Below are 12,574 nucleotides of genomic sequence, written 5' to 3' on the forward strand. Positions count from 1 at the left end.
GCAGACTCACTTCACTTGTCGGTTGCGGTGTACGAGGAGCTTACCCCGTTCGACCCGTTCTGACCGGCGGAGATCGATCCTGTCGCGACGTGCGTCACGCCGGCCCTCGTGCGCACGCCTCACGTCGTCGCGATCGGCGAACAGCGACGAGGACGGCCGGGGCGGCAGGTCGTCCGTCACTCCAGGACTCAGTGCCTCGAGTTTCGCGGTGACCTCGGACAGCTGTCCGAGGAGCACCTTCCCCTTGCGCCAGTAGGAGAGGGCGAAGAGGACCAGCATCGTCAGAGCCCCCAGCGCGAGGCCGAGCCAGATCAGGATCCACGACCACCAGGTCACGACGGCTCCCCCTCGTTCGCGGCGAGCGCGGAGGCCGCCCAGTGCGCGACCGCGGAGCGCGCCTCGGGGGGTGCCACCACGGTGACGAGACCCGCCAACGACGCCACCAGGCGCGTCAGTCCCTCCAGATGGGCGACGCGGAGACGGACGAGGACACCGTGGTCCTCCTCCCCCGGCACGGGATCGGGGAACTCGGCGTCGGCCGCGTAGTCGCCCAGCAGCACGACGGCGCTGGGGGCGACGCGCAGGTCCACGACGAGATCGGAGGCGGAGGCCTCGAAGAGCCGTTCCGAGAAGGTCACCTCGTTGCGGCGCCGGACGATCGGCGTCCCCGTGTCGCGGAGGGAGCGCATCCTGTCGACCCGGAACGTCCTGACGCCCTCGCGGAGGTGGTCCCATCCGCGCAGGTACCAGTCCCGATCGACCGATTCGAGCACGAAGGGGTCGACGAGCCGGGACTCGGTCTCGCCGCGGGCGCTGCGGTAGTCGAAAGCGACCTGCGTCGCCGAGCCCATCGCTGTCCGCAGGAGCGCCACAGCGCTGTCCGCGCCCGTGCCGCGCGAGACCGCGACCGCGCTCGGGGCCGAGGAGGCGCCGCGTGCGAGCTTCCCCATCAGCGAGGCGATCCGGTCGTTGCCCTGGTTCTCGGGCAGCGCTGCGAGGTACTGCATGCCGGCGATGAGGGCGGCGGCCTCCCGCGCCGAGAACCTCGGCGAGTCGTCGATCGCGACCTGGTGGGTGAGGACGACGTGGTCGTTCTCCTCGAAGTCGTCCCAGCCGATGTCGAAGAGGTCGTTCGCCTGGTACTGCGCGGTCTCGCCGGGGATGCCCGAGACGGCGATGAGTCGCACCGCGCGGCGCACCTCCTCCTCCGGGATCTCGAAGTGCGCGGCGACCTCGGCGACGGAGACGCGTCCCCGGTCGAGCAGGTAGGGAACGAGGGAGAGGAGGACGGCCAGGCGGTCGCGCGCCTGCAGGGAGCGGGGTCTAGCCACGAGAATCCCCTCCATGGTCGTCCAGGGTGCGGCGGAGGCGGTCGAGGACGCGTCGGCGGAGCTCCTCCGGCTCGAGCACCCGCACCTCGGGACCGTGACCGGCGAGCTCGTCCGCGAGCACGTCCGGGTCGGTGTAGTGCAGGCGCAGCAGGCCCTGGCCCTCGCCCTCGGCCTCGGCACGCCCGCCGAGACGGAGGGCGGCGTCGGAGTCGGGGGCGACGCGCAGGAGCGCGCTGTTGCGCTGCAGGATCTCGTCGAGCTGGGCGAGAGCGGTCGCCGCGTGGTCCCCCGCCGCGGGAGGCGCGGTGCGGCCGGTGGACGCGACCGGCCCGACGATCCGCGACAGGAGGAAGGTCCGCGTGCCCTCGGCGCCCTCGTCCCAGCCGTGGAGGTGCCAGCGCCCCTGGTGGTTCACCAGGGCGCGGGGCTGCACGGTGCGCATGCGCGGCTCCTCGCCGCCGGGCTTCAGATAGGGGAAGCGGACGACCTGGCCGCGGTCGAGCGCGGCGTTCAGCGGCTCGAACGAGGCCTCGCGGACCCGGATCGAGGGGCTGATGCCGATGACGGGGTCGACGGACTCGACCCCGATCGAGCGCAGCTTGATCAGCGCGCGCCGCGACTCCGCCGAGAGCGTCCCCTCGCGCCAGACCGCCCCGGCCAGGCGGAGCAGCGCGAGCTCCTCCGGATCGAAGGTCAGGTCGGCCGGGAGGTCGTAGCTGCGCTTCGCGATGCGGTACCGGACGGTCTGGGTGTTGCCCGGGTCGCCCGGGGCGTCGACCGTCTCGATCGGGATGCCCAGCTCGCGCAGGTCGTCCTTGTCGCGCTCGAACTGGCGCTCGAGCGAGGTCCGGTCGCCTCGGCCGACCCGCTGCCGGTAGCCCTGCACCGTGGAGAGGACGTCGGCCTTCGTCAGTCCGTTCTCGGCCGCGACGAGCGCGAGAACGAGGTTGAACAGACGCTCCTCGGCCGGGACGCGGCTCGAGGACGGGGCGTCGGAAGGCACGCCCTCCAGTCTAGGGCCGGGCTCGGTCAGACCTTTCCGAGGATGTCGGCGACGAAGATCAGCGTCGCGCCGCCGGGGATCCCGCCCTGGGGGGAGCCCTGGTCGCCGTAGCCCTGGTCCGGCGGGATGACCGCGATGACCTGGGATCCGACGGGCTGGCCGATGAGGGCGTCGGCGAATCCGGCGATGACTCCGCCCTGGGTGGTCGAGCCGTCGGCGGCCGTGAAGACGGCGGGAGCGCCCTTCTCCCAGCTGGAGTCGAACACCTTCCCGTCGCTCCACTGCCAGCCGGTGTAGGCCACGACGACCTGGTCGCCCTCGGCGACGACGTCGCCGTCGCCCTTCTTGAGCTGGGCGATGCGGAGGTCGGTCGGCGCGTCGCCGGAGGGCTTCGCGAGCCCCGGGCGTCCGTCGTCGCCGAGCGTCACCGTCGGGAAGCCGTCGGGCGCGGGCTGGGCGGCGCCGTTCGCGCGGGCCAGGGAGGCCTCGCGGACGTCCGCGACGAGCACGAGCGTGTCGTCCTCCGAGATGCCGAGCTGCGACGAGGACTGGCCGAAGCCGTCCTCGGGGGCGATCGCGATGGCGACGCGCGAGCCGACCTGCGTGCAGAGGAGGCCCTCGTTCAGGCCGACGAGCCCGGCTCCGCCGACGCCGAAGCGGGCGGTGCTCGACCCGTCGTAGGGCGAGGTCTCGAGGACCGTGCCGTCCGCTCCGTTGACCAGGGTGTAGTCGATGGTGACGAGCTGGCCCTTCTCGAGCGGTGCGCCCGAGCCCTCGATGAGGGTGCTGACCTGCGTGCCGTCCGCCTTCAGCGGCGTCGGGACGCTGACGTCCGGCTTCGCTCCGAAGTCGCCCGTGGCGCTGACCGCCGCCGAGGAGTCGCCGGAGGAGAACGGAGCGTCGCAGTCCGACTGCGAGGAGGACGCGGTGCATCCGGTGAGAGCGGCGACGATGCCGATGCCGGCGATGAGCGCGGTGGTCCTGCGCACGGGTCCTCGATTCGAGAGAAGGGGAGCGGTGACGCCCGGGGTGGAGACGGCCCGGAGGCCGGGATCAGCTTAGAGGATGCCCTCGTCGTCGGGCTCCGCGGTCTCCTCGCCGAACCCGCGGGCCCGGGAGAGCTCGGCGCTGGTGGCGGACTCGCGGACCCGCTTGCGCAGGCTCTTGGGGCTCACGGCGCGCTCGCCGAGCGCGCCGGGGGTCCAGGCCTCCACGTCCTCGTCGCTGAAGTCCGTCTTCGACGGGCGGCGCTTGAGCTCGGGGAGCACGGTGTCCGGAGCGAGCCGACGAGCGGTGATGAGGAAGCCGGTGTGGCCGATCATCCGGTGGTCCGGCCGGACCGCGAGGCCCTCGACGTGCCAGCCGCGGACCATGGTCTCGTTCGACGACGGGTTCGTGAACAGGCCCGAGGCGCGGATCGCCTCCGCCGTCCGCGAGAGCTGCGTGACGGTGGCCACGTAGCAGAGGAGCACTCCCCCGGGCGTGAGAGCCTCGGCGGCGACGTCGAGGCACTCCCAGGGCGCGAGCATGTCGAGCACGACGCGGTCGGCCTCGCCGGACGGGACCGTGCCGGGCAGCGCCTCGACGAGGTCGCCGACGGTGACCCTCCAGTTGTCGGGCGTGTAGCCGAGGAAGGTCTCGATGTTCGCCCGTGCGACATCCGCGAACTCCTCGCGCCGCTCGAACGACGACAGCCGGCCGGTCGGACCCACCGCCCGCAGCAGCCAGAGCGAGAGCGCGCCGGAGCCGACACCGGCCTCGACCACGCGGGCGCCGGGGAAGACGTCGGCGAGGGCGAGGATCTGGGCCGCGTCCTTCGGGTACACGATCGCCGCGCCGCGGGGCATCGACATCACGAAGTCGGCGAGGAGAGGGCGCAGCGCGAGGTGCTCGACGCCGACGGTGTTGGTCACCACCGAGCCGTCGGGCAGCCCGATCACCGTGTCGTGCTCGATGCCGCCCCGGTGCGTGTGGAACACCTTGCCGGGAACGAGCGTGATGGTGTTCATCCGCCCCTTGGGTCCCGTCAGCTGGACGCGGTCCCCCGCGCGGAAGGGTCCGGAATGCTGCAGTGCCTCACCGGTCATCGGCGGGCCTCCGTCTCGGTCGTGGCCGGGCCGGAGCCGCGGTGCTCGGAGGACACCGTCGCGAGGTCCGCGACGGTGCGGCCCGCGAGGGTGGGCCAGAGGGCGTAGGGGGCGGCGGGGTCGAGCTCCAGCTGGTGCGGGACGCCGATCGCCGCGGCTCCGGAGGCGACGGCCGCGCCGAGGCCCGTGAGGGAGTCCTCGATCGCGACGCAGGCGGCGATGTCGACGCCGAGGGTGCTCGCGGCGAGGAGGTACGCCTCGGGGTGGGGCTTGCTGCGCTCGACCATGTCGCCGCTGACGACGGCGGCGAAGGCGGGGAACGGGATCCGGTCCACGACGGCCGCGGCCATCCGCGAGATCGACATCGTGACCAGCGCCTGCGGCACACCCGCCTCGGACACCGCGTGCAGCAGCTCGAGCGCGCCCGGTCGCCACGGGATGCTCACGGCCAGCTGGTCGACGACCTCGTCGGTCATCCGGTCGATGATCGCGTCGACGGAGAGGTCGACGCCCTTGCCCTGCAGGATGCGGGCGGCGGCGGGCAGGCCCGAGCCGACGAGTCCCATCGCGTCCTCGTGGGTCCACACGCCGCCGAAGGAGGAGACGAGCGCGTGCTCCGACGCCATCCAGTACGGCTCGGTGTCGACGAGCGTCCCGTCCATGTCCCAGAGGACGGCGGCGGGGGCGGACGCTCCTCCGAGCGGCTCGGAGGACAGCGGCCGGGCGGAGGTCTCGGGAGTCACGAGCGACCATGGTACCGGCAGGGCCGCGCCCCTCCCCGGCCGCGGGCCGAGAGCGAACAGCGCGGCCGATCCCGCCGGACGGGACGGGCGGGGCCGGGGGCGGTCCTATCCTGGACGGAGGGACAGGCGCGGTGTGCGCTCCCCGCACATCGAGCCGAACGCGGAGATCCTGCCTATGAACGTGATCACGGGGAACGTCCTGGTCGTGGCCTTCGAGGGCTGGAACGACGCCGGGGACGCCGCCAGCGGCGCGCTGCGGCTGGTCAAGGACGCCGGGGAGTACGTGCCCCTCTTCGCCGTCGACGCCGAGCAGTACTACGACTTCCAGTACACCCGCCCCATGCTCTCGATCGGCGAGGACGGCCGCCGCAGCCTCGCCTGGCCCGGCACCCAGATCTTCGGCCCGGCCGACACCTCGGTCGACGCCGAGAGCGCGCTGTACCTCATGATCGGCACCGAGCCCTCGCGCAGCTGGAAGAGCTTCGCGGCCGAGGTCGTCGACGCCATGCTCGCGATCGACATCTCCGCCGTCGTCTTCCTCGGCGCGATGCTCGCCGACGTCCCGCACACCCGGCCGATCTCCATCTTCGCCTCGAGCGAGAACGCGGAGCTGCGGAGCTCGTTCGAGCTCGAGCGCTCCAGCTACGAGGGGCCGGTCGGCATCCTCAGCGTGATCGGCGAGGCCGCGCAGAAGGTCGGCATCCCCGCCGTCTCGATCTGGGCCTCCGTCCCGCACTACGTGCACAACGCGCCCTCGCCCAAGGCGATGCTGGCGCTGCTCGAGAAGCTCGAGGAGGTCGTCGGCCTGGCGATCCCCCGCGGCGACCTCGTCGAGGAGGCGGAGGAGTGGGAGCGCGGCATCGACACCCTCGCCGCCGAGGACGAGGAGATGGCGTCGTACATCGCCCAGCTCGAGCAGGCGCGCGACACCGTCGACTCGCCCGAGGCGAGCGGCGAGGCGATCGCCCAGGAGTTCGAGCGCTACCTGCGCCGCCGCGGCGACGGCCGCTCCGGCGAGGAGCCCTGGCGGCCGTAGCCTCCGCCGGCGCCCGCTCGTCCGAGACGGTCGTCGATCACGGGACCGCTCCGGCCGATGACCCTCCCGGCCGCCCTGACGGGACTCGCCCCCGACGGGACTCGAGCCGTCCGGGACTCGAGGCTTACGGGACTCGAGCCTTACGGGGTTCAGGCCGGGCGCACCCCGAGCAGGGCGTCGACCGCGTCGCGCAGGAGCGACGGGTCGTCCACGCCCTCGGTCAGTGCGGCGTCGACGACGGCGAGGGCGGCCGGAGTGCCGAGGTCGTCGGCCAGCGCCTCGCGCAGCTGCGCCAGCACCTCGAGCGCCGAGCGCGGTCCGACGGCGGCGAGGGCCGACTCCCAGCGCGCCAGGCGCGCCTCGGCCGACGGCAGGTCCTCGGGCAGCCACTCCCAGTCGGAGCGGTAGTGGTGCGCGAGGAGCGCGAGGCGGATCGCCCGCGGGTCCGCGCCCTCGCTCCGCAGACGTGAGACCAGCACCAGGTTCCCGAGCGACTTGCTCATCTTCTCGCCCTGGTAGGCGACCATCCCGGCGTGCGCGTAGGCGCGGGCCAGAGGACGGCCGGACAGCGAAGCGGCGTGGCCGGCGCTGAACTCGTGGTGCGGGAAGACCAGGTCGCTGCCGCCGCCCTGCAGGGTGAACTCGGGTCCGAGCCGGTCGAGGGCGATCACCGAGCACTCGATGTGCCAGCCCGGACGGCCGCGGCCGACCTCGGCGTCCCAGGCGGGCTCGCCGGCGCGCTCGGCCCGCCAGAGCAGCGGATCGAGGGGGTCGCGCTTGCCGGCGCGCTCCGGGTCGCCCCCTCGCAGCGCCGAGAAGCGGGCCATCGACTCCGCGTCGAGCCGGCTCTCGCTGCCCAGGTGCCAGACGGCGCTCTCGGCCGCGGCGATGTCGTAGTAGAGGTCGCTCGCGCCCTCCTCCGCCGCGTCCGGAGCAGCGACGCGGTAGGCGACGCCGTCGCGCTCCAGGCGGGCGACCGCCTCCGCGATGGGATCCACGGTCTCGGTGACTCCGACGTAGTGCTGCGGAGGCAGGACGCGCAGGGCGGCCATGTCGCCGCGGAACAGCTCGACCTGCTCCTCGGCGAGGTCGCGCCAGTCGACGCCGGTGGCCGTCGCACGCTCGAGCAGCGGGTCGTCGACGTCGGTCACGTTCTGGGCGTACTCGACCGTGTAGCCCGCGTCGAGCCAGACGCGCTGGACCGTGTCGAAGGCGAGGTAGGTCGACGCGTGCCCGAGGTGGGTGGCGTCGTAGGGCGTGATGCCGCAGACGTAGAGGCTCGCGACTCCGCTGGGCGCGTCGAGCTCGACGGGGCCGGCGGTCGCGGTGTCGTGCAGGCGCGGTGCGCTCCCCCGGCCGGGCAGGGCGGGGACGTCGGCGGCGGTCCAGGCGCGCATCTAGGCGGCGATCAGGCCGGTGGCGAGCGCGACCATGAGGACGACGCCGAGGACGATGCGGTACACGACGAACGGGAGGAAGCTGCGGCGGGAGATGTAGCTCATGAAGAACGCGATCACGACGAAGCCGACCACGAACGCGACGATGGTCGCCACGAGGGTCTCGAGCCCGCCGACCTGGACCTGGTTCGGGAGCACGACCGGGTCGCTGATGCTCTTGTACAGCTGGTAGAGACCGCTGCCGAACACCGCGGGGATCGCGAGGAGGAAGGAGTAGCGCGCCGCCGCCTTGCGCTCGTACCCGAGGAAGAGGCCTGCGGTGATGGTGCCTCCCGAGCGCGAGACGCCGGGGATCAGGGCGAGCGCCTGCGCGCCTCCGAAGATCAGGCCGTCGCGGACGCCCAGGTCGCGCAGGCGGCGCTTCTTCGCGCCGACCGCGTCGGCGATGCCGAGCAGGATGCCGAAGAGGATGAGGGTGGTGGCCACCACCCACAGGGAGCGGAGGGTCGTCTCGATCGCGTCCTGGAAGACGAGGCCGAGGACGATGATCGGAAGGCTGCCCAGGATGATGAGCCAGCCCATGCGGGCGTCCGGGTCCGAGCGCGGGATCCGGCCGACGAGGGAGCGCGCCCAGTGCGACACGATCCGCACGATGTCGCGCCAGAAGTAGATGATGACGGCGGTCTCGGTGCCCAGCTGCGTGATCGCGGTGAACGCGGCTCCGGTGTCGCGGCCGCCGAGACCGGGCAGCAGCTCGCTGACGATCCGGAGGTGGGCGCTGGAGGAGATGGGGAGGAATTCGGTCAGACCCTGGACGAGTCCCAGGATCAGCGCGTCGAGCAGGCCCATGCGTCACTTTCGAGGAGGGCTGGGGCGTCGTCGGCCAGCAGTCGGTCGGGATCGGTCGGTGCTGACCCGGTCCGCGGCGCCGTCAGGAGCTCAGCAGGAGATCGGTCAGGACCTTCCTGCCAAACACTAGTGCGTCCAGTGGAACGCGCTCGTCGACCCCGTGGAACAGCGCCGGGAAGTCCAGGGACGACGGCAGCTGGAGCGGCGCGAACCCGTATCCGGTGATGCCGAGCGTCGAGAGCGCCTTGTTGTCGGTGCCTCCGGAGAGCAGGTACGGGAGGACCTCGGCGCCCGGATCGAACCGGCGGATCGAGGCGGCCATGCTCTCGACGAGGGGGCCGGCGAAGGGCACCTCGAGTCCGATGTCGCGGTGCTGGACGAGGATCTCGACGTTCTCGCCCGCGAGGACCTTCAGGCGCTCGAGCACAGAATCCTCCTCGCCGGGGAGGACGCGCACGTCGATGGTGGCCTCCGCGGTGTCCGGGATGACGTTGGCCTTGTAGCCGGCCGACAGCATCGACGGATTGGCGGTGGTGCGCAGCGTCGCGGCGATGAAGCGCGAGGCGGTGCCGGTGGCGAGTGCCAGCTCCTCCGGAGTGCTGCGCTGAGGGTCGTGGCCGAGCAGGCGGGCGACCTCGTCGAGCAGCTCGCGTGTGGTGTCGGTGAGGCGGGTGGGCCACTCCTCGCTGCCGATGCGGGCGATCGCCTGCGCCAGCCGGGTGACGGCGTTCTCGGAGTTGATCTGCGAGCCGTGCCCCGCCGTGCCGTGCGCGCGGAGGGTCAGCCACATCAGCGCCTTCTCGCCCGTCTGCACGAGGTAGGCGCGCTTGCCGGCCAGCTCGATCGAGTAGCCGCCGACCTCGCTGATCGCCTCGGTCGCTCCGGCGAACAGCTCGGGCCGCTCACGGGCCAGGAATCCCGATCCCCGCACGCCGCCCGCCTCCTCGTCGGCGAAGAAGGCGATGACGAGGTCGCGGGAGGGGCGCCGCCCCTCCCGGAGGATGTCGCCGAGCGAGGCGAGGATCATCGCGTCCATGTTCTTCATGTCGACCGCGCCGCGGCCCCAGAGCATGCCGTCCTTAATCTCGCCGCCGAACGGGTCGACGCTCCAGTTGTCGGCGATGGCGGGCACCACGTCGAGGTGCCCGTGGACGACGAGGGCGCCGCGCTCGCGGTCCTCCCCCGCGACCCGCGCCACGACGCTCGTGCGTCCCGGGTCGGAGTCGATCAGCTCCGGCTCGAGGCCGAGGTCGCGCAGCTTCGCCGCGACGTACTCCGCAGCCGGGCGCTCCGGCTCCGCCTTCCCGTCGCCGTAGTTGCTGGTGTCGAAGCGGATGAGATCGCGCGCGATGAGCGCCGTCTCGTCGAGGGTGCTGTCGGTCACGGGCGCGCTGTCGATGCTGTCGGACATGCGGGCAACGGTACCGGCGCGGGCTCGACGGCGCGCGGAGGCCGGTGCGCCGCGAGGTGGCGTGAGAGGCTCCGGAACCGTGCTAATGTCTTCTTCGGCCGCGGAAACGCAGGTCGAAGGAAACACTCGTCCGGGTGGCGGAAATGGCAGACGCGCTAGCTTGAGGTGCTAGTGCCCGTATAGGGCGTGGGGGTTCAAGTCCCCCCTCGGACACACTGATCGGAACCCCTCGTCTCTCCTCGGAGAGGCGGGGGGTTCCGTCGTTTCCGGCACCTCCCTCCTCGTGCCGGTGGGAGGGATGCGGCGGGCGGAGAGAGCAGACGCCCCGCTCTTTCCCGAAGAGGCGGGGCGTCTGCTGCATCGGACGGGCGCTTCTGCAGCGGACGGGCGCTCCTGCACCGCAGGGCCCTCCCGCACGGACCGAGCCTCGGTGTCAGACGCCCACTGCTGCCGGCGACCAGCCGAGAGCCGGAGCGATAGATTCCACGACAGTGCGCAGGAGCCGCGCGTTGTACTCGACCCCGAGCTGGTTGGGAACGGTGAGCAGCAGCGTGTCCGCCTCCTGCACGGCGGCGTCCGCAGCGAGCTCGGCGGCGACGGCGTCCGGCTCGCCCGTGTAGCTGCGGCCGAAGCGGGCGCGGACGCCCTCGAGGGTGGCGACCTGGTCCTGCTCACCGCGGCCGCCGAAGTACAGGCGGTCGAGATCGCTCGTGATCGGGAGGACGCTGCGCGAGACGGAGACGCGCGGGGTGCGCTCCCAGCCCGCCTCGCTCCACGCGGCGCGGTACTCGCGGATCTGGCGGGCCTGCAGCTCGTCGAAGGGCACGCCCTCCTCCTCCAGGAGCAGGGTCGACGACTGCAGGTTCATGCCCTGCTCGGCCGCCCAGCGCGCGGTCGCGAAGCTGCCGGCACCCCACCAGATCCGGTCCTCGAGGCCGGGCGAGCGCGGCTCGATCGAGAGCGGGAGCGACTGGCGCGTCATCGCCGGATCCGACTGCGCGACCGGCGCTCCGGCGAGCGCCTCCCGGAGGATGCGCACCTTCTGCCGGGCGAGGTCGGCGTCGGTCATCCCCTCCGGGGGGACGAAGCCGAACGCCTCGGACCCGCGCAGGGCGGTCTCGGGCGATCCCCGGCTGACCCCGAGCTCGAGCCGGCCGTCGGAGATCAGGTCGGCGGCGGCCGCCTCCTCCGCCATGTAGAGCGGGTTCTCGTAGCGCATGTCGATGACCCCGGTGCCGATCTCGATGCGGCGGGTGCGCGCGGCGATCGCCGCCAGCAGCGGGAACGGCGAGGCGAGCTGCGGCGCGAAGTGGTGCACGCGGACTTAGGCGCCGTCGATGCCGATCTCCTCCGCCGCCTCCGCGAGCTCGATCGTCTGGAGGAGGACGTCGCGAGCAGAGCGGGTCTGAGACCCGGGGACGGACTGGTAGTGGCCGAAGGAGAGGAAGCCGATGCGCGAGACCATGCCTGCCTCAGCGCACGGGGGTCCCCCGCTATTCCCGGAGGGTGTGCACGGCGGTCGCCGAACCGCGACAGCGCTCCCGAGGAGTCCTCAATACACGTATGGTGGTCGCGTGCCCGCTGATCGGGGCGGAGAGGGGTCGTCGTGGAGCCGATGGTCGGTCGCCTCGGGGCGACTCTCGGGGTCGCCATGCAGACGATCAGCGGGTCGCAGGTGCAGGCAGGCGCTCTCCGTCCGCAGCGGAACCGGTCGCCCGGTCGCGTCTCCGCGTCAGTGCGCCTCGAAGTCGGCGGAGACCGAGGCGGTGACCTCGATGTCCTCCGGCTTGAGGGCCAACGGCTCCTCAGGAGAGGAGAACGCCTTGGCGCGGCTCATCATCGCCGAGCCGCCCTCGATGCGCGTGTGCGGCCGCAGTCCCGGCTCGAAGAGGGTCAGCACCCGCACCTCGGTCAGGCCGAGGGCCGCCGCATAGGCCTCGGCCCGCTCGCGCGCGTCGCGGACGGCAGCGGTGCGGACCTCGCGCTCGATGCCCGCACGTCGTGCCGCCGTCACGTCCCAGTCGACCCCCGAGATCTGGATCCCCGGCACCTCCGAGATCGAGCCGACCCAGCGCCCGAGAGCCGCGAAGTCCCGGTACTTCACCCGGACCCCGGCGGCCGCGACATGGAACAGCTGCGTGACGTCCGAGTCCTTGATGTACCGGCGGATCGAGGAGACCGAGATCTGATCGGAGGACCACCAGGTGGCGGCGCCGGACGCCTGCTCGGCGGCCGCCTCCTCACGGACCCGCGCGTGCAGGGCGGTGACCTCGGCGAGCGCCTGGGGCCGGGATCGCGACTCGCGCCGGATCTCGAGGCGGACGGTGCCCCGCTCGGCGGGGTGGAAGTGCTGGGCGAGACCGGCGACGGTGATGGTGACCATGGCCCCATCGTGCCGTACGCACCCCGTCAGCTCCGAGCGGCGAGCATCTCCCGGATGCGGTCGGCGAGGGCCCGTTCCGTCGTCAGGTTGCTGACCAGCTGGGCTCGGTGCCCCCCGCAGGCGCCCGGGAGGGGAGCTCCGCTGCTCGGGTCGACCCGGCTCAGCAGTGCCCGCTCCCCCTGGGCGATCGAGGCCTCGAGCAGGGCGAGCCGCCGCTCGAGCCTCTCGGTCTCGAAGCTCTCGGGCGTGATGTCGGACTCGCGGAAGTGGCCGGCTGTGGAAGTGGGGACGCTCATCGATGATCCGTTCCGTCGGGGGCGCCCAGGAGCGGCGC

General features: G+C 72.6%; 12 protein-coding genes, 1 tRNA gene and 1 pseudogene. 2 read left to right on the forward strand and 12 right to left on the reverse strand.

Going from position 1 to position 12,574, the window contains the following annotated elements:
* Positions 1 to 6 precede the first annotated feature (6 nt).
* From C5C25_RS08540 to C5C25_RS08565, 6 genes are all read right to left on the reverse strand, one after another.
* Positions 7 to 336, reverse strand: coding sequence for a hypothetical protein (locus C5C25_RS08540; RefSeq protein ID WP_104250342.1), 330 nt, complete (start codon positions 334 to 336; stop codon positions 7 to 9).
* Complete coding sequence (locus C5C25_RS08545) at positions 333 to 1,331, reverse strand: YafY family protein (protein ID WP_258069375.1); 999 nt, start codon at positions 1,329 to 1,331, stop codon at positions 333 to 335. The genes C5C25_RS08540 and C5C25_RS08545 overlap by 4 nt, the downstream gene beginning before the upstream one ends.
* Positions 1,324 to 2,334: a YafY family protein gene (locus tag C5C25_RS08550; RefSeq protein WP_104250344.1), complete on the reverse strand. Its 1,011-nt coding sequence runs from the start codon at positions 2,332 to 2,334 to the stop codon at positions 1,324 to 1,326. Before C5C25_RS08550 ends, C5C25_RS08545 begins: the two co-directional genes overlap by 8 nt.
* A gap of 26 nt (positions 2,335 to 2,360) precedes the next feature.
* Complete coding sequence (locus tag C5C25_RS08555) at positions 2,361 to 3,323, reverse strand: FKBP-type peptidyl-prolyl cis-trans isomerase (RefSeq protein WP_104250345.1); 963 nt, start codon at positions 3,321 to 3,323, stop codon at positions 2,361 to 2,363.
* A 69-nt stretch (positions 3,324 to 3,392) separates the two neighbouring features.
* A complete protein-coding gene (locus C5C25_RS08560; protein ID WP_104250346.1) occupies positions 3,393 to 4,421 on the reverse strand; it encodes a tRNA (adenine-N1)-methyltransferase in 1,029 nt (342 codons plus the stop codon).
* The gene (locus C5C25_RS08565) at positions 4,418 to 5,164 is read right to left on the reverse strand and encodes an HAD family phosphatase (RefSeq protein WP_258059822.1); all 747 of its coding nucleotides are present in this window, start codon (positions 5,162 to 5,164) and stop codon (positions 4,418 to 4,420) included. Before C5C25_RS08565 ends, C5C25_RS08560 begins: the two co-directional genes overlap by 4 nt.
* Before the next feature lie 175 nt (positions 5,165 to 5,339).
* On the opposite strand from C5C25_RS08565, the gene C5C25_RS08570 reads away from it, so the two are divergent.
* A complete protein-coding gene (locus tag C5C25_RS08570) occupies positions 5,340 to 6,200 on the forward strand; it encodes a proteasome assembly chaperone family protein (protein WP_104250394.1) in 861 nt (286 codons plus the stop codon).
* 149 nt (positions 6,201 to 6,349) lie between these two features.
* On the opposite strand, the gene mshC is transcribed toward C5C25_RS08570, so the two are convergent.
* From mshC to C5C25_RS08585, 3 genes are all read right to left on the reverse strand, one after another.
* The gene (gene mshC / locus C5C25_RS08575) at positions 6,350 to 7,597 is read right to left on the reverse strand and encodes a cysteine--1-D-myo-inosityl 2-amino-2-deoxy-alpha-D-glucopyranoside ligase (RefSeq protein ID WP_104222010.1); all 1,248 of its coding nucleotides are present in this window, start codon (positions 7,595 to 7,597) and stop codon (positions 6,350 to 6,352) included.
* Complete coding sequence (locus C5C25_RS08580) at positions 7,598 to 8,446, reverse strand: undecaprenyl-diphosphate phosphatase (RefSeq protein WP_104222008.1); 849 nt, start codon at positions 8,444 to 8,446, stop codon at positions 7,598 to 7,600.
* Positions 8,447 to 8,528: 82 nt separating this feature from the next.
* A complete protein-coding gene (locus C5C25_RS08585) occupies positions 8,529 to 9,857 on the reverse strand; it encodes a M20/M25/M40 family metallo-hydrolase (RefSeq protein ID WP_181133671.1) in 1,329 nt (442 codons plus the stop codon).
* Between the two features lie 128 nt (positions 9,858 to 9,985).
* Here C5C25_RS08585 and C5C25_RS08590 point away from each other — a divergent pair.
* Positions 9,986 to 10,070 (forward strand) — tRNA-Leu (locus tag C5C25_RS08590).
* Positions 10,071 to 10,290: 220 nt separating this feature from the next.
* On the opposite strand, the pseudogene C5C25_RS08595 reads toward C5C25_RS08590, so the two are convergent.
* The 3 genes and pseudogenes from C5C25_RS08595 to C5C25_RS08605 form a co-directional block, all read right to left on the reverse strand.
* Positions 10,291 to 11,322 (reverse strand): annotated as a pseudogene (locus tag C5C25_RS08595) (LLM class flavin-dependent oxidoreductase).
* Positions 11,323 to 11,589: 267 nt separating this feature from the next.
* Positions 11,590 to 12,240: an SIMPL domain-containing protein gene (locus tag C5C25_RS08600; RefSeq protein WP_104225267.1), complete on the reverse strand. Its 651-nt coding sequence runs from the start codon at positions 12,238 to 12,240 to the stop codon at positions 11,590 to 11,592.
* Between the two features lie 26 nt (positions 12,241 to 12,266).
* Positions 12,267 to 12,536 (reverse strand): hypothetical protein, encoded by a 270-nt coding sequence (locus C5C25_RS08605; RefSeq protein WP_104250347.1) that lies wholly within the window; start codon positions 12,534 to 12,536, stop codon positions 12,267 to 12,269.
* Positions 12,537 to 12,574: the final 38 nt, after the last annotated feature.

Source organism: Rathayibacter sp. AY2B9 (assembly GCF_002931595.1).
GTDB lineage: Bacteria > Actinomycetota > Actinomycetes > Actinomycetales > Microbacteriaceae > Rathayibacter.